This is a genomic window from Pseudalkalibacillus sp. Hm43 (assembly GCF_051842935.1).
In the GTDB taxonomy this organism is placed as follows: Bacteria; Bacillota; Bacilli; order Bacillales; family Fictibacillaceae; genus Pseudalkalibacillus.
The window spans coordinates 1,187,764-1,203,545 of the sequence record NZ_JBPXRR010000001.1 but is presented as its reverse complement, the minus strand read 5'-3'; the positions used below and the strand labels follow the sequence as shown (position 1 = coordinate 1,203,545).

Sequence of the window (15,782 nt, the reverse complement as noted above, 5' to 3'; positions counted from 1 at the left end):
TCCTCCCAATATGTAAAAGATCGCTCACGATTGGATTGTCGTGAGCGTCGGACTCACTTGGAATGTCGCTTCTGTGGCCTTTTCAATCTGTTCGAGCGTATACGGATGCATGATTTCAATCAACTCAAGATGGTCGTCATTTACTTGGAAAACCGCCATTTCAGTGATGATCATGTGCGCCCCTTTTTGAACGGTCAATGGCAAATTACAGCGGTGAACGATTTTCGAGCCGCCATCCTTATTTGTATGATTCATAAGGACAATCACTTTCTTCGCTTTTTGAGCGAGATCGATTGCGCCTCCCATTCCAGGTACTCTTTTCCCAGGGACGATCCAATTGGCGATGTCGCCTTGTTCACTCACTTCAAGCGCTCCGAGAATGGTCATATCGAGATATCCTTTGCGGATGATGCCAAACGCAGTGGCACTGTCGAAGTAGGAAGCACCTGAAACAAGCGTCACTGGGTAACCACCAGCATTCGAAAGATGTCCGTCTTCCTCTCCATCCTCTGGTGATGGACCCATACCAAGGATGCCATTTTCCGTATGAAGCATCACACCAAGCTCTGGTTTCAAATAATCAGCAACAAGAGTCGGAATTCCGATTCCAAGGTTGACGATCATGCCATGCGTTATTTCTTGTGCGGCACGTTTGGCGATCCGTCTGCGCGTCTCAGCTCCCAAACCCATTTCCAGTCCACCCCTTTACTCGGTACGACGTAATCGACGAATGCACCCGGTGTCACGATACACTCGGGATCCAATTCACCAGCACCGACAATCCGCTCCGCTTCAACGATCGTGATGTCTCCAGCCGTTGCGATGAGCGGGTTTGTATTTCTTGCACTTTTATCAAACGTCAGGTTCCCGTATATATCTGCTTCCTTTGCAAAAACGATGGAAACGTCGGCTGAGAGTGCCGGTTCGATCATGTACTCTTTATCTTCCACATTCACCTTCTGCTTTCCTTTTTCAACGAGCGTTCCTAAGCCGACATCGAGCAGAATGCCTCCGAGCCCCATGCCCCCCGCTCTAATTTTCTCCGCTAACGTACCTTGGGGATAAAACACGACCTCAAGCTCTCCGTCGTGCATCTGTTTTCCGGCTTCTGGGTTAGAGCCTATGTGAGAAGCGATGAGCTTTTTCACTCTTTTCTCGGTAATCAACTTGCCTGGTCCGATCCATGGAAAACCAACGTCATTGGAAATGAGTTCAATGTCTTTTGTTCCGAGGTCCAAAATAAAGTTTACAAGAGTCGGAGGAGCACCGACTCCCCCAAACCCTCCGCACATCAATGTCATGCCGTTTTTAAAACAGGAAGCAAGATGTTCCATTTCAACAACTTTAGAAGGGACATTCGGTTCCGTCATCTATTCTCCTCCTTTCTAACTGATCGACCGGTGCTGTAAAAGACCTTCCTGGTCGAGATCATGACTGATTTCAGCAATCGCTTCTTCCAATGTCGTCAACAACAGTTTCACTTCTTCTTTATTGATCGTGAGGGGTGGTGCTACGATGACTGCATCACCTGAAGTACCATTGATTCCACCAACTGCAGGATAGACGATCAATCCCTTTTCAAAGCATTTCTTGATGGTCCGCTCTGTCACGAATGTGTGGATCGGGAAGCATTCCTTCGTGTCAGGGTTGCTGACGAATTCAAGGCCCCATAAAAGACCTTTTCCTCGCACGTCTCCGACCAAAGGATAACGATTCGCAATTTGATGTAGCTCCTGTTCAACGAACGCTTCAAGATCCGCTGCGTTATCACACACTTGATGCAAGTTCATGTAATCGACGACGGCAAGGGCTATGGCCGCTGATTGAGGGTTTCCGCTCAGCGTATGCCCGCTCATAATGACTTTCGAACCTCTCTCAATCGTGCTGATGATTCTTTCCGAGGCCATCGTTGCGCCAATTGGTGTATATCCACCACTCAAGCCTTTTCCGAGTGCCATGATGTCGGGTTCCACGCCCCAATGCTCCATGGCAAACCCTTTTCCGGTCCGACCGAATCCTGTCATCACTTCATCGGCAATCAGAAGGATGTCATACTTGTCGCAAATTTCCTTGATTCTGTTGTAATAAGGGTCAGGTGGAACGATTGCGCCTCCTGCTGCCCCGATGATCGGTTCAAACACGAATGCTGCCACTTTATCCGGACCGATGCGCTGGATTGCGGTTTCCAGTTCATTCGCACACTTCAATCCACATGTCGGATAGGTTTCGTAAAAAGGACACTGATAGCAGTACGGTGGTGACACCACCGGGTAATCTGCGAGCAATGAAGAGAAGCGGTTCCGCCTCAGCACATGGCCAGACATGGATAAAGCTCCGAGTGTTATTCCGTGGTAGCTGGTCCATCGAGATATGACGCGGTTCTTTTCCGGTTTCCCTTTTTCCTGCCAAAATTGGATGGCGATTTTGAGTGCCGTTTCCATCGCTTCAGATCCACTGTTGACGAAAAACACGTAATCAAGGTCACCTGGAGCCATTTGTGATAACTTTTCAGCGAGTTCTTCTGCTGGTCGATTCGTGAACTGTGAGCGATAGACGAAAGACACTTTTTCCGCTTGCTCTTTCATCGCCTGGATGATTTCCGGGACACCATGCCCAATATTCGCTGTGACTGCACCAGAAGCGCCGTCCAAATATCGGTTTCCGTCTGTATCGTATAAATAGATCCCTTTCCCATATGCGACTTCAGGATAAGATGCGCCAAGCAAAGGTTTGATGAGATGTGATTTGTTCTTGGCCATGGCAGATAACACCTCTCTTCTATAATGAAAGAAGCACCGAATGGATCGCTGCTCCTTTCGTATCTGTGATGAATCAGATCAGATGTCCGATACTCTACAATTTAAAATAATTCTTCTTCAAAAACCGCGGGACTTCCATCAGTTCTTGGTAGGTCAAGGAATTCGGCAGCGGCTTCGTATCAATCAACATAAGCTGGTCTTCGATCTCTTCAACTAAAGTTTCATCCTGATATTCCATTCCACAATCCGGACACTGGACAGATGGAATCGCCACAATTTCTATAGCTCTTGTTCCGTCTGGAAGTTCCCAGTAACAAGTCGCAGCTGCATTGGTCGCTTTTTTCGATTCACACCACGCACATTGCATAGAATCCCCCCTTATTCCCCAGCCGTCTTGTTCTGTTCGGCTTGCCATTTCCGCTCGATCATTTCATCCCGTTTCGATCGGCGATCCTTCAATGAACTGTGATCCGGATCATCGTTGTAAGTTTTCCGTCTGTTCAACCGTTGCAATCCTTCAGGTACAAGATTGAACGCCTCATCCCTCATCAAGCCGGCAATTCCGACGCTCTTCGGTTTTTCTGCGATTTGATAGAGTTCATCGAAATACGCTTCGGCCCGGCCTGGTACATAATTTTCTGGCTCTGGATATGTCGTGATCACACCTTCAAAATTCCGCAAGACCACTTTATCGGCACTTTGCGAAATGATGTAGTTCGGCTGCACGGAAATCTTACCTCCGCCACCTGGTGCATCAACGACAAACGTCGGTACAGCATAGCCCGATGTATGACCGCGGAGCGATTCAATGATTTCCAGACCCTTGGAGACAGGTGCCCGGAAATGTCCGATTCCTTCTGACAGGTCACATTGATAGATGTAATATGGACGGACTCGTATCTTTACGAGGTCGTGCATCAACTTTTTCATAATGTAAGGGCTATCATTGATACCCGCTAAAATGACAGCTTGGTTTCCGACTGGTACACCGGCATCGGCCAGCATTTCACACGCTTTTTTCGACTCTTCGGTAATTTCAATCGATGTATTAAAATGTGTATTCAGCCAAACCGGATGGTATTTCTTCAAGATATTGCACAAGTTTTCCGTAATCCGCTGCGGGAACACGACCGGTGCTCGGGTCCCGATCCGGATGATTTCAACATGCGGAATCGCCCGTAAATTTTTCAACACATATTCGAGGATGTTGTCGTTGATCAACAATCCGTCTCCACCGGAAATCAACACGTCCCGCACGACCGGTGTATTCGCGATGTACTCGATGGCGGCATCCAATTGTTTCTTCGGTACACCCATTCCGATCTGGCCCGAGAAACGGCGTCGCGTACAGTAACGGCAGTACATCGAACATTGGTTCGTCACCAGGAAAAGGACACGGTCCGGATATCGGTGAGTCAGACCCGGGACAGGTGAATCTTCATCCTCATGAAGTGGGTCTTCGAGATCGTACTTCGTCTTGTTGATCTCTGCGGATATCGGTACCGACTGCATCCGAATCGGACAACGGTGGTCATCCGGATTCATGAGTGAAGCATAGTAAGGCGTGATGTTCAACGGAATCGTCCGAGTGGAGATCCGAACCCCTTCTTCCTCTTCTGGTGTCAAATTGACCACTTTCTTCAATTGATCGACGTTCCGGATCGTATGGGTCAGCTGCCAGAGCCAATCGTTCCATTGCTCATCGGTAACATCCTTCCAGAGCTCAACATCTTTCCAATGACGTTTCGGCTTATAAATGAACTCTTTCATGTCATTCCCCCCATTAAAAGTTCTGCTCACCTATATGAAATGCAAGTTTCATGCCAATTTCTAATTTTTCAGAAAATAGTTCCTCTACATCATATGAGACATAGGCAGAAAAGGGTGAATGACTATTTTGCGGAGGATTGATTTGTGATATTTTTGTTTTAAAAAAGAAACACACCGCCTAATTTTCGGCAGTATGTTTCTCATTGATTTTTGAGAGCTTATATTGCAAGGTTTGTCGTGGTATTTTCAAAAGTTTAGCCGCTCGCTGGATGTTTCCGTCCGTCGCATCCATCGCTTTTTTGATCCATTTCGCTTCGGTGTCCGAAATTGCTTCCCGAAGTGATGGGATCCGGACTTCTTCACCCGGGAGATCGGACGCCTCAATCAAGTGGATCGGGATGTGCTCAAAGGTCAGGGTATCTTCGCTGATCAAGTTCAAAGCCGACTCAATCGCATGCTCCAATTCACGGACATTGCCGGGCCAATGATACTCGTTGAACAATCGCTTCACTTCATCTGAAACCCGGATGACGAGTTTACCAAATTTGAAGTTATACCGTTGGATGAAATGGTCCATCAGCAGTGGAAGATCTTCTTTTCGGTCCCGTAACGGCGGTATTTTTAAAAAGATGACGTTCAATCGGTAGTAGAGGTCTTTCCGTAGCGTTTCCTTCTCGATGCACACTTTCGGATCTTCGTTCATCGCAACGATGACACGAACATCTACGCTTTTTTCCGTCGTACTTCCTACACGGCGGATTTTTCCGTTTTGAAGAACGCGAAGCAGCTTCGCCTGGGTGTCGAGCGGCATGGAATTCAGCTCATCCAGAAACAGCGTGCCACCATCAGCGAGCTCGAACAATCCCGGTCGGTCCACTGCTCCGGTATAGCTTCCTTTCGCTGTTCCGAATAGAATGCTTTCCAGCAGTGATGACGGAATCGCTGCACAGTTTTGAGCGATAAAAGAACGTTTGCGACGATCGCATGCATTATGGATTGCCTGAACGAGCAGTTCTTTTCCAGTACCCGTTTCCCCGTACACGATGACTGGCGAAGTCGATTCTGCCGCTTTCATCGCGGTTTCCTTCACTTTTAAAAACAAATCATTCTGTGTCAAAATGTCGTTCATCTTGAAGTTGGTTCCGTTTTCGTATTCCTTCGGCCGTTCATTCGTAGTCGAACCTTTGACCCTTGCTTCCAGATCAAGCAATTTCCAGGAAAGCTGTTGGATTTTCGAGAAGTCCTTTGCAATTTCAACTGCTCCGACAATTTCCCCATTTACAACGATCGGAAGGGTCGTATTGACCGTCGTGATCAGCTTTCCTTTTACATTCGGATAGCGTTGATGCTGGTTATAGATTGGTTCACCCGACTCCACGACCTTCAGCAATGTGCTCGTTTCTTTTGAAAAGGTCGGAAACACATCCAGCAAGTGATTGCCGAGTACATCCTCAACTGCAACACCATCATGAATGGACGCGATATCGTTGTAAAATACGGTAATGCCCTCTTTATTGATGACATGAATTCCTTCGTCAATGGAACTTAAGATGGCTTGGAGCATTTCGCGCGTATTGGTGACATCCAGTAGCATGTTCCTTACCCCCTTGAAACAAGATGCCCAAAATTCATCATCTGCTGCCGGTTTTTCGGCATCTATTTCCGTCTTGATAAATCACAGACCCATAGGTTCATATCTTCAAGTTTGTTATAGATGTTGCAGTTTTTTGTGAATCGCCCTTTATATTGATAATATCGTTGGTGGAAAACCGCATTCATCCCAAATGAGAGGGCACGTGCGATCGAGTAAGCACAGTAAATCTGCTTCTCTTTCAACTCACATTCCAGCTTGGCGATGAGGATTTTCATGAGACCTTTCTTCCGATGATCAGGCAAGGTCGCACAGTCGGTGAGCTCAGCATTGTGGTAGGTGGTGTTGATGTCGGCCGATGCCGCACTGACGATTTTTCCATCGAACTCGGCAACATAGAAAATCGAGTCTTGGTTGATCAGCTTTTCGATGTATTTCGGATCGTTCATCGGCGTCGGGTAGATTTCAAAGACAGCCTGGTACAGTTCTGATAACGCATACGCATCCGTTGCCTCTGCTTTTCGGATTTTATAATGTGCAGCTGTCGGGACGTCTAATGTTCGTTCCACCTCTTGCACTTGCTGCAACGTTTCATCTTCATACACCCAGTAGTCACTCGTGCGACGGGCATTTTCCGTGAAAAGCGCCATGGAATAGGCATCATTTCCGCTGAAGTATCCAGAGAAAAGTGCCTCGAATTGATAACCGAGAGATAAGAAGTTCTTCCAGTCTTCTTGCCTAGAATAGACGATGACTTTTGAGAACGGATTGTCGGCAAGTAGTCTCATAATCTGTTTGTGGATCGAATCAACGTTTCCTCTATAATCCTCTATTTTCAATCGTTCATTAAAGAAATCCAGCGAGACATCCACCGTAAAATCGGTCGATGTGATTACGCGATCTTCCTTGAACACCTTCGTTTCCTTCATCCTTGCCATGCCCCCAATCGAGATTTGATGACAACTATTTTTCTATATGATTCCATATGTTTATGTCCTTTTCCTGCAAGTATGAGAGGAGAATAATTCGCCGATTTATGGGAAATCTCTGATTCTGGTCTATAAATTTTTATTTTTATGGGAAATGCACTCAATTTTATGGGAAATAACCAAAAACAGATCTATACGATAAAAAAAACACAACTTCCATCCTGGAAGTTGTGTTGATATTTCAAGTTTATAAGGTTTGCAAGTATCGATGAGGCAATTTCCAGCGGTACCTGGCTGAAAAAAGTCTCAGCGTGATCAGTATGATGCATAATGCATACAGTTCCCATGCCTGTGAAACGAATCCCGTTCCGATGCAGATCCCTGCAATGATCGCCCATGCGGCATAAATGTCATACCGAAGCACCGTCGGCTTTCGCCCTGCAAGAAGATCACGGACAATTCCGCCTCCTGTACCTGTCATGACCGCCGCCATAATGATTGCCGTCAACGAGTGACCTGCTGCATACGCATAAAGAGCACCCTGGATGGCAAAAGTCGATAATCCGACTGCATCAAAAAAGTTCAGCCAACCTCTCGTCCAGTGAATCCAGCCATCCGGTATGATAAACACGATGACGATAACGAGAACCGTCACTTTAATGAGGATGTCCTGTTGCCACAGTGTCGACATCGGTACATCTATCAATATATTTCGTATGATTCCGCCTCCGAAAGCGGTCGCTAATCCTAATATCAAAACGCCGAGAAGATCGTAGTCCTCTTCCATCGCGATGATGGCTCCACTGATCGCAAAAGCCAACGTACCGATGACGTTCAAAACCTCCCAAGTCAATCCCGTTTCTCTCCTTTGGTTCATTACTTTTTCGTTATGCCAAATAGAGTTTACACCGTTTCCATCGGGATGGCAACGGATAATGAGTTTTTATTAAAAACCATTTAATGACGGTTTGGTATTCAATTTATCAAACTTCAGTACGGTACGTGAAATTTAATAAATATCATCCTTATTTCTCGTTCGGTTCCGTCTTAACTGCGTGCTCATCATATGAGCTCCAGTCACTCCAGCTACCTACGTATAACTTGCTTTTCTTACCGATTTCATCAAGAGCAAGTACGTTGACGCATGCGGTGACCCCTGACCCACAGTAATTGATGACTGGCTTGTCCTCCGCTTCGAACCGTTCCTTCAATTGATCGGTTGATTTCCAAGTTCCTTGCTCGATATTGTCCATGAAAAAGCGGTTGCGAGCCCCAGGAATATGTCCTGCTTTTACATCGATCGGTTCAGATTTACCAAGATATCTTGCTTCATCTCTTGCATCGATCAACACGATATCTTCTTTGTCAGTCGCTTCCCTTACTTCATCCAGATCTGCAACCATATCTTCCTGGATGTCTGGTTTGAACGTGGTTTTCTCGACATCCGGAAGTTTTTCCGTCAATGGATAATTCTTTTTCTCCCAAGCCTGGAAGCCTCCATCCAACACGTAAACTTTTTCATGACCGAGATATTTCAGCATCCACCAGAGTCGGGCAGCCATTGCGGTGTTCTGTGCATCATATGCGACGACCGTTTTCGTTTCATCCACTCCCATCGATTCCAGGAAACTGACGAATTGGTCCAGATCTGGTAACGGATGCCGTCCACCACGATCTCTGACTGGACCCGAAAGGTTTTTCTCGAGATCGGCATAATGCGCACCCGGAATGTGAGCATCATGATATTCTTCCTGTCCTTGGTCTTTATTGTTCAAATAAAACCGGCAATCTACGGGAATGACACCTTCGTCATCGAGCCATGAATACAACCAATCCACTGATACGATATTTTTCATGATCCATTCACCTACTCTTTTCATTTTCTTCATTGTATCTGAATCGACTTGCCGATGACAAACGAATGGACACCTTCATTGACGGGTGCTGTACAAACGATTAAACTTCAGTTAGATGAAGAAAGAGAGGTCGTTTTACATATGGAGCAATGGATCAATCCAAGAGTGAAAGAGATACAAATTTCAGGCATCCGGCAGTTCTTCAACAGAGTTTCCGCTTATCCTGATGCCATTTCTTTGACGCTAGGACTTCCGGATTTCCCAACACCGGAACATGTAAAAGAAGCCGGTAAAACGGCAATTGATGAAAACAAGACAACCTATACACATAACGCAGGTTCGATCGAACTAAGAAACGCCATCGGACGATTTGTAAAAGAAAAATACAATCTCGATTACGAGACCGAAAACGAAATCATCGCCACGAGCGGCGCAAGTGAGGCGATCGACATATCGCTGCGCACGATCCTCGTCGAAGGAGATGAGGTCATATTGCCGGGACCCGTCTATCCTGGTTACGAGCCGGTCATCCGCTTATGTGGTGCAAAGCCGGTCCACGTGGATACGAGGGAAACGGAATTCAAGCTGACTGCATCACTTATTGAAAAAAACATGACGGACCGGACGAAATGCGTCATTCTTCCATACCCTTCCAATCCAACTGGGATGACGTTATCGCATGATGAAAGGAAAGAAATCGCTCACCTTTTGAAAGATACAAATGTGTTCGTCCTATCTGATGAGATCTATAGTGAATTGACTTACGATCAAGCACATCAATCCATCGCCACGTATGAAGGCATGAGGGAGAAGACGATCGTCATCAACGGGCTATCGAAATCCCACTCGATGACAGGATGGAGAATCGGATTTTTATTGGGGGATGCTGATATCACACAGCATATCCTCAAAGTTCATCAGTACAACGTGACGTGCGTATCTTCAATCACCCAGTCTGCCGCAGTCGAAGCGCTAACAAATGGTAAAGATGATGCGAAGCCGATGAGGGAGATTTATGAACAGCGGTTGGGCTACACCTACTCGCGCCTTCAAGACATGGGTCTTGGAATCCATAAACCAGGTGGCGCATTCTATCTCTTCCCTTCAATCAAAAAATATGGCATGAAATCATGGGATTTCGCAACCCAACTGTTGGAGGAAGAAAAGCTCGCAGTCGTTCCAGGTATTGCATTTTCCGATTACGGAGACGATTATATCCGGATTTCCTATGCGTATCATCAAGATCAGCTGAAGGAAGGTCTCGACAGATTAGAACGCTTCCTTAATCGACTCGAAAAATAAACGAGCAGGCATCCCCTGCTCGTTTTGCTATACATCCACATATTTTTTCAACAAGATAAAGTATCCATAACAGACGATATACGCAAGTAAGTAGGAAACGAATGTCCAGAGGATCGTCCAACCGTTGTAATAATGGACCATGCCGATCACCACTCCCGTATACTCAATGATCGTCGTCAACAAAGTGAATAAAAGAATCCAGAGAATCGGGCTCCATCCCGAACGTTTAATGAAGTAGAAAAGGAAACCCGTGAGGATCGGATAGACGCCGAAATACATCGGTAATGCGGCGAAAGTCTCTATATCATGCTTTGGATCGATTCGCCAAAACTTCAAATGGAAGCCGACAACATCAAACGTAAACGCCACAACAGCCGCAAACGGTGCAATCAACAGAAAGATTTTCGTGTCTCTCTTTAACAAAAAGATCCCTGCAATCCACGGGATCAACAAACCGAACAACGTATTGATGAACATTTCGCTCAACTCCTTATGTAAGGTTTGAGCAATTTAAGCTGTTTTTATACCTAGCACAGTTTTTTATAAAGAAGATCCTTATGTAAAGAGGATTTCTGCAACAAAGGGAATGTCCCGTGCTGGACCTGCTCTTTCAGGCGATTCAACTCAGTCCATGCTTTCTCGTATTGTGATGTCCTGATGATCTTTTTCTGGAGTGCTTCCTCCAGTTCATCAGCATCCTTCACGATCATCTCACCAGATGGAAGGATGACCAGATCCAAAAACAGATCATCCAACCATGGAACCCCTTCATCAAATCCAATCTGTTCACATACATCGATATACCACTGGACTGGCGTGCCCGTTGAATCATACATCGTCGTGACGGAATAATGTTCACCAATCGGGAAGTGCTGAAGCCAGCAGTAACCGTCATCGATGATACATACTTCACTGTTATCGTATTTTACAATCAGCGGTTCGGTCACACTGTTCATTTTTAACAAAGAAAGATGACCTGTGAAGTCATCTTCCTCAATGAACGCTTGTGCATATTGGTGATCGATGAGCCTCGTCCAACCCGGACGGTTTCCATACAATCTTTTTAACATGTGCCCCTCTCCTCACGTAATCAAGTATTCAATTCATATATTTTGCTCACTTGAGATTCCAACGCATCCATCTGTACGAATCTTGCTTCTCGGATGTATTCTTTTCCTTCTACGAACAGTAACAGGACTGGAACGGTGAAAATGGAAAAATGGCCTGCAATGTCTGGCACTTCATCTGCGTTGATATGGCCCATCTGGATCTCCGGATAATCAACCAACATCTCACGGACCTTTGGAAGTAAGGCATGACAGACGCTGCAATTCGTTCTTGAAATATAGATGAAGCTCAAACGATGATTCTCTACAAAGTGATTCACTGCCTCGATGGAATGAAGCTCTTTCATTTCTTTCATGGTTTACCTCCGAAATTTATGAAAAGAGTGCGATGTACACCATCACACTCTTCGCTCTTTATTGCTTTTGACAATATTCTTTGATCATGTCTTTCGTTACATTCTTACGTTGTGGAACGATGCCTTTCCTCGCCAGCTCATTGATCTGCTCGGTAACTTCATTGATTTTTACGAGCGCTTCTGAAAAATCATCATCCGCTTTGCATTTCTTCAAGGCGATCTCGATCCATTGCTCCCGTTTTTCGTCGAGTTGAGCGAATTGACGTACTCTTGCATGTTGATCATTGCTATGTTTAGAAATCTCGTGATGTACAGACATGTACGTTCCTCCTTTTAATCTTCCCTATTTTTCTTATCCATCAGTTTTTTTACATGTTCTTTCGGCTTCCAGCAATTGAACCGATAATCCGGCTTCGTTTCATAGCCGAGTCGCTCACAAAAATACGTAATGGAACCTGGTTTCTTATCGACCCGAAAATGGATACAGGTCGCACAACAATGGAAACGTTCCTCATTCATGATTGACACGAACCTCTTGTTGGATGATTTGGTCAAGCTCATGTTTCATCGTTTGCAACGTTTCCAATTGTTCCTTCGAACCGAATGATTCGATCAGACCAATATAGTATTGCTGAATTTCATCTATCATCTGTTCTTTGAGTCGGTTCAATTCATCCGTCATTTTTTCCTTATAAAAAAGGTTGAACTGTTCTGTGAAGCGATCGACGACCATCTGTAGTTCAGGTAGGAACTTTTCAGAAAGTTCTTCCCTAAGTTCATCGCGTCCATTCCCTTCAAAGAACTGCTTCGGATTTTTGAACCGCTTCAACGAAGGTCGTAAGTTTTCACGTGTTGATTTGGACCAAACTGCTTCGACTTCTGGCGTCTCAATCGAGAGCTCAGCCATCTCCATGTATTCATATTGGCTTTTTGCAGATGTGAAATCCGCAATCATATCAAAGAATTGGAGACGCTGGTCATTCAATTTCTTCTCCACGCGTAATGTCGTCGCCCGTAATTCTTGAGATAGTTGGAACGCCATCGATTCCAACAATTCCTCTAAACAGCGTAGGAGTTGTTCTTTCCCTACATTTTTCTGTGAAAGGACGGATGGATTGAAGGCAATCTTGAATTCATCATTGAACGTGAGCATCAAACGATGAACGACATAATGGAGCAATTCATTCGTTTCTTGGACAACTGCTTTTTCATATGGTTTCGTCGAGCTAGAATGGATTTTCTCTTCAATCTCAGTTTGATCTGTTTTCAGTTGATCTTTTTGAGCGGCTTGCGTCTCTTTATCCGCTTGTGCGTTTTGGATCCATTCCGTTAAGCGATCTTTCGCTGCTTGCAGTAATTGATTGGCTTGCTGCTGTAGAATGTCGTCCCGTTCACGGATGGTGTTCGTATGGAAGGACTCCGCAAATGAACCAAATTTCGAATGATCTTCTTTCGACTCTCCTTTACGTTCATTCAAAGCTTCCTTACTGGATAAAGCATACATACGAGGGTGCCGGATGCCGTATGTGTTCAATTGGGACCTTACATAATCGACGACGGCTTCCCGTTCTTCTTCATCTTTCGCAAGATCGGCTGCATTGATGACGAAATACATTTTGTCCATTGAGAACGTATCTTTTACACGGCCGAGCTGTATGAGAAAATCACGATCCGCTTTCGAGAATGCATGGTTATAATAGGTCACGAAAACGATCGCATCCGCGTTCTTGATATATTCGAACGCAACGGAGGTGTGACGCGCATTGATCGAGTCCGCACCTGGCGTATCCACGAGCGTGATCCCTTCCCGGGTCAGTTCACAATCGTAATACAGTTCCACTGATTCTGTGAAGCATGCACGTTCTTCTTGTGCCACAAACGAACCGAAGTTCTCATGATCGATGATCTGTTCTGAACCTAGGTAGTCCTTCATAGCCGCGTATCCCTTCGATACAGCCATCAAGAAGTTGTAATGAGGGCCCGGTTTCTCACTATCAAGCGTTTGAATGACCTCAACCGCTTCTTCGAGGGTTCTACACTCTTTTCCGAAGCGTTGTAACGAATGATTCACTTCTTCTAAGATGATTTCGACCGATTTTAGTTGAATTTTGACGGTTCCGTGTTTGTTTTCATCGGTCACAGGTAAAATTTTATTGATCGTCGCCGTAGTCGGATTCGGTGATACAGGAAGGACATCCTGTTTCATCCAGGCGTTAGCGAAGGATGATTTTCCTGCACTGAATGCGCCGAACAATGCGACCGTATATTCTTTGTTCTTGATTTTTCCAGAACGTTCCTTCATCCGTTTCGTCAAGTCACTGAGAGATGACCAATCACTTAGTAGTTCACTCGCCTGATCCAGCTGGGAAGCAGCTTGTTCAATATTAACTGTTGACCCTTCGACGATTTCTTCTTCTTCAACTGTAAAATCAGCTGCATCTGCTTCATGCTTGTCTGGCTGTTTGATCCATTTTCCTTCTTCAACTTCTGATTGAAGGTGATCTAGTACGTCTTTAAACCATTCTTCCGTACCGTTCGCTTCTTCATTTGAATGAAGCAGTTGGCGGAGCGTTTCCTGTTCGTGCATGTAAAGGTCGTTTTCAACCGAAGCCCCCTTCACCTTTTCAAGTTCTACCTTCAACTGTTGAAGTTCATCGTTCAACTTCATTTGTTGGGGTTTCACTTGTTCGTTCAAATACATTTCTTTGATTTTCTCGAACAACTGAACAACATCTTTTCGGTACCGTTTCTTTAAATCATCCTCGACATCACGATTATATTGAAGCACATATGCTTCGTTGAACGTCGCCCCTTTTTGTTGGAGACGCCATATATCTTCTGGCTCGAACTTATGCTCCATTTCCAGGATGCTGTTTTCGATGTCTGCATCATGGACGTTCAATTTTTTCATTTGCTTTTGCAATTCATCTTTCAAGTGCCATTCCAATTCCGTTTTCGCTTTCTCATTGACCGCTTCGACAAAGCGTTTGATTCGCGATTCGCGTTCTTCTTCCGTTTTCTTCCTTGTGAAGAAAAGACCCGTTTTGAAGTCTTCCTTCAGGCTCTCAAGCACCGCTCTCCCCAGTTCTCTCACTTCATATGGGGCAACACGTGCATTGTCGATCAGTTTTCTCAATTCGGCGTGGAACTCTTTTTCCACTTTCTGATCCTGCTCTTCCAATGCCGCTTTTTGATCTTCGAACGATTCGATCTCATGGATCAATGACTTGGAATCCTTTTGATTTCCTTCATCAACATCAGGATACTTTTTTTCCAAATATTCATTGATGATTTGTGCGCTCATCGATTCCAGTGTTTTTCGGATATAAGCTTGCTTGTTCGCTTTGATTTGCTTCAATTCTTGCTGTAGACGATCCAACTGATTTTCAGTATGATCTGTTGCTTTTAACGACGTAAAAAAGGTTTCCTTCGGTCGCACGCCCCAATGCATGAAAGCTTCAGTCGTCTGACGCTTGAAGTCCGCAAATGAAAGCTCCTTCTCACTATGTTTGTCGATCTGATTCACGACAAGATAGACCTCTTTTCCGAGATCCTGCATTTCCTTTGTAAATTCGAAATTCAGTTCAGATTGAACGTGGTTGTAATCCATCACGTAAAAGATCACGTCAGCCAGATGGAGCATGGATTCCGTTGAAATCCTGTGGGCATCATCCGTTGAATCGATTCCCGGTGTATCCATCAACACTGTATCATCATTCAAGAAAGGGTGATGCTTAAGGATTTCGATGGTACGTATCCCTTCACCATCTTTAGAAGCTTTCTTCACTTCATCTAGATCCATCTCACCTTCATAAGCGATCTTTTTACCATGTTGATCGGTCAGGATCACCCGAGGTTCCCCTTCCCTCAAAGCGACGATGTTGGCGCTTGTCGGAATTGGAGATGACGGCAACATATCGTCGCCCATGAGCGTATTGATCATACTGGATTTACCAGCACTGAAATGTCCACAAAACGCAATCGTGATTTCTTCAGCATCCGCTTTCTGAGCGAGCTGACGAATTTTATGTAAAAAAGCTTGATCGGCTTGATTCTGTGCAAAATGTTGGTCCATTTGATAAAAGCGGTCCAACCAGATATTCGTTTTGTTTTGTCTATTCGTTGTCATGTTAACACCTGATTTTTTATCGT

Annotated in this window: 16 protein-coding genes; 1 reads left to right on the top strand and 15 read right to left on the bottom strand. The window is 45.1% G+C overall.

Annotated elements, in window-relative coordinates:
- Positions 1–24: 24 nt before the first annotated feature.
- The 9 genes from ACSVDE_RS06350 to ACSVDE_RS06310 all read right to left on the bottom strand — a co-directional run bounded on the left by ACSVDE_RS06350 (position 25) and on the right by ACSVDE_RS06310 (position 8,905).
- Positions 25–690: a 3-oxoacid CoA-transferase subunit B gene (locus tag ACSVDE_RS06350; RefSeq protein WP_439300091.1), complete on the bottom strand. Its 666-nt coding sequence runs from the start codon at positions 688–690 to the stop codon at positions 25–27.
- Positions 633–1,370: a 3-oxoacid CoA-transferase subunit A gene (locus ACSVDE_RS06345; RefSeq protein ID WP_439300090.1), complete on the bottom strand. Its 738-nt coding sequence runs from the start codon at positions 1,368–1,370 to the stop codon at positions 633–635. Before ACSVDE_RS06345 ends, ACSVDE_RS06350 begins: the two co-directional genes overlap by 58 nt.
- Positions 1,371–1,385: 15 nt before the next feature.
- Positions 1,386–2,759, bottom strand: a complete 1,374-nt coding sequence (locus ACSVDE_RS06340; RefSeq protein ID WP_439300089.1) for an aspartate aminotransferase family protein — start codon at positions 2,757–2,759, stop codon at positions 1,386–1,388.
- A gap of 94 nt (positions 2,760–2,853) precedes the next feature.
- Positions 2,854–3,126, bottom strand: a complete 273-nt coding sequence (locus ACSVDE_RS06335; RefSeq protein ID WP_439300088.1) for a YokU family protein — start codon at positions 3,124–3,126, stop codon at positions 2,854–2,856.
- 11 nt (positions 3,127–3,137) lie between these two features.
- The gene (gene ablA / locus ACSVDE_RS06330; RefSeq protein WP_439300087.1) at positions 3,138–4,529 is read right to left on the bottom strand and encodes a lysine 2,3-aminomutase; all 1,392 of its coding nucleotides are present in this window, start codon (positions 4,527–4,529) and stop codon (positions 3,138–3,140) included.
- Between the two features lie 178 nt (positions 4,530–4,707).
- Positions 4,708–6,123 (bottom strand): sigma-54 interaction domain-containing protein, encoded by a 1,416-nt coding sequence (locus tag ACSVDE_RS06325; RefSeq protein WP_439300086.1) that lies wholly within the window; start codon positions 6,121–6,123, stop codon positions 4,708–4,710.
- A 62-nt stretch (positions 6,124–6,185) separates the two neighbouring features.
- A complete protein-coding gene (ablB, locus tag ACSVDE_RS06320) occupies positions 6,186–7,049 on the bottom strand; it encodes a putative beta-lysine N-acetyltransferase (RefSeq protein WP_439300085.1) in 864 nt (287 codons plus the stop codon).
- Between the two features lie 247 nt (positions 7,050–7,296).
- The gene (locus ACSVDE_RS06315; RefSeq protein ID WP_439300084.1) at positions 7,297–7,902 is read right to left on the bottom strand and encodes a trimeric intracellular cation channel family protein; all 606 of its coding nucleotides are present in this window, start codon (positions 7,900–7,902) and stop codon (positions 7,297–7,299) included.
- 172 nt (positions 7,903–8,074) lie between these two features.
- Positions 8,075–8,905: a sulfurtransferase gene (locus tag ACSVDE_RS06310; protein ID WP_439300083.1), complete on the bottom strand. Its 831-nt coding sequence runs from the start codon at positions 8,903–8,905 to the stop codon at positions 8,075–8,077.
- Between the two features lie 141 nt (positions 8,906–9,046).
- On the opposite strand from ACSVDE_RS06310, the gene ACSVDE_RS06305 reads away from it, so the two are divergent.
- Complete coding sequence (locus ACSVDE_RS06305; RefSeq protein WP_439301941.1) at positions 9,047–10,207, top strand: aminotransferase A; 1,161 nt, start codon at positions 9,047–9,049, stop codon at positions 10,205–10,207.
- A gap of 27 nt (positions 10,208–10,234) precedes the next feature.
- Here the strand turns inward: ACSVDE_RS06305 and ACSVDE_RS06300 are convergent, their stop codons facing one another.
- From ACSVDE_RS06300 to ACSVDE_RS06275, 6 genes are read right to left on the bottom strand one after another with little or no spacing between them, the layout of a single operon-like run.
- On the bottom strand, positions 10,235–10,684 hold the full coding sequence (locus ACSVDE_RS06300) for a CBO0543 family protein (protein ID WP_439300082.1): 450 nt from the start codon (positions 10,682–10,684) through the stop codon (positions 10,235–10,237).
- A 50-nt stretch (positions 10,685–10,734) separates the two neighbouring features.
- Positions 10,735–11,277: a DUF402 domain-containing protein gene (locus ACSVDE_RS06295; RefSeq protein WP_439300081.1), complete on the bottom strand. Its 543-nt coding sequence runs from the start codon at positions 11,275–11,277 to the stop codon at positions 10,735–10,737.
- 20 nt (positions 11,278–11,297) lie between these two features.
- Positions 11,298–11,630 carry a thioredoxin family protein gene (locus ACSVDE_RS06290; protein ID WP_439300080.1) on the bottom strand — a complete coding sequence of 111 codons (333 nt, stop codon included), beginning with the start codon at positions 11,628–11,630 and terminating at the stop codon, positions 11,298–11,300.
- A gap of 58 nt (positions 11,631–11,688) precedes the next feature.
- Positions 11,689–11,949, bottom strand: a complete 261-nt coding sequence (locus ACSVDE_RS06285; RefSeq protein ID WP_439300079.1) for a DUF2533 family protein — start codon at positions 11,947–11,949, stop codon at positions 11,689–11,691.
- A gap of 14 nt (positions 11,950–11,963) precedes the next feature.
- Positions 11,964–12,149 carry a hypothetical protein gene (locus ACSVDE_RS06280; protein WP_439300078.1) on the bottom strand — a complete coding sequence of 62 codons (186 nt, stop codon included), beginning with the start codon at positions 12,147–12,149 and terminating at the stop codon, positions 11,964–11,966.
- The gene (locus ACSVDE_RS06275; RefSeq protein ID WP_439300077.1) at positions 12,142–15,759 is read right to left on the bottom strand and encodes a dynamin family protein; all 3,618 of its coding nucleotides are present in this window, start codon (positions 15,757–15,759) and stop codon (positions 12,142–12,144) included. The genes ACSVDE_RS06280 and ACSVDE_RS06275 overlap by 8 nt, the downstream gene beginning before the upstream one ends.
- Between the last annotated feature and the right edge of the window lie 23 nt (positions 15,760–15,782).

What these genes read in the sequence shown, in the direction of transcription:
- ACSVDE_RS06350 (WP_439300091.1), bottom strand. Translation starts at nt 690, where the DNA reads ATGGGTTTGGGAGCTGAGACGCGCAGACGGATCGCCAAACGTGCCGCA.
- ACSVDE_RS06345 (WP_439300090.1), bottom strand. Translation starts at nt 1,370, where the DNA reads ATGACGGAACCGAATGTCCCTTCTAAAGTTGTTGAAATGGAACATCTT.
- ACSVDE_RS06340 (WP_439300089.1), bottom strand. Translation starts at nt 2,759, where the DNA reads ATGGCCAAGAACAAATCACATCTCATCAAACCTTTGCTTGGCGCATCT.
- ACSVDE_RS06335 (WP_439300088.1), bottom strand. Translation starts at nt 3,126, where the DNA reads ATGCAATGTGCGTGGTGTGAATCGAAAAAAGCGACCAATGCAGCTGCG.
- ablA (WP_439300087.1), bottom strand. Translation starts at nt 4,529, where the DNA reads ATGAAAGAGTTCATTTATAAGCCGAAACGTCATTGGAAAGATGTTGAG.
- ACSVDE_RS06325 (WP_439300086.1), bottom strand. Translation starts at nt 6,123, where the DNA reads ATGCTACTGGATGTCACCAATACGCGCGAAATGCTCCAAGCCATCTTA.
- ablB (WP_439300085.1), bottom strand. Translation starts at nt 7,049, where the DNA reads ATGAAGGAAACGAAGGTGTTCAAGGAAGATCGCGTAATCACATCGACC.
- ACSVDE_RS06310 (WP_439300083.1), bottom strand. Translation starts at nt 8,905, where the DNA reads ATGAAAAATATCGTATCAGTGGATTGGTTGTATTCATGGCTCGATGAC.
- ACSVDE_RS06305 (WP_439301941.1), top strand. Translation starts at nt 9,047, where the DNA reads ATGGAGCAATGGATCAATCCAAGAGTGAAAGAGATACAAATTTCAGGC.
- ACSVDE_RS06300 (WP_439300082.1), bottom strand. Translation starts at nt 10,684, where the DNA reads ATGTTCATCAATACGTTGTTCGGTTTGTTGATCCCGTGGATTGCAGGG.
- ACSVDE_RS06295 (WP_439300081.1), bottom strand. Translation starts at nt 11,277, where the DNA reads ATGTTAAAAAGATTGTATGGAAACCGTCCGGGTTGGACGAGGCTCATC.
- ACSVDE_RS06290 (WP_439300080.1), bottom strand. Translation starts at nt 11,630, where the DNA reads ATGAAAGAAATGAAAGAGCTTCATTCCATCGAGGCAGTGAATCACTTT.
- ACSVDE_RS06285 (WP_439300079.1), bottom strand. Translation starts at nt 11,949, where the DNA reads ATGTCTGTACATCACGAGATTTCTAAACATAGCAATGATCAACATGCA.
- ACSVDE_RS06280 (WP_439300078.1), bottom strand. Translation starts at nt 12,149, where the DNA reads ATGAATGAGGAACGTTTCCATTGTTGTGCGACCTGTATCCATTTTCGG.
- ACSVDE_RS06275 (WP_439300077.1), bottom strand. Translation starts at nt 15,759, where the DNA reads ATGACAACGAATAGACAAAACAAAACGAATATCTGGTTGGACCGCTTT.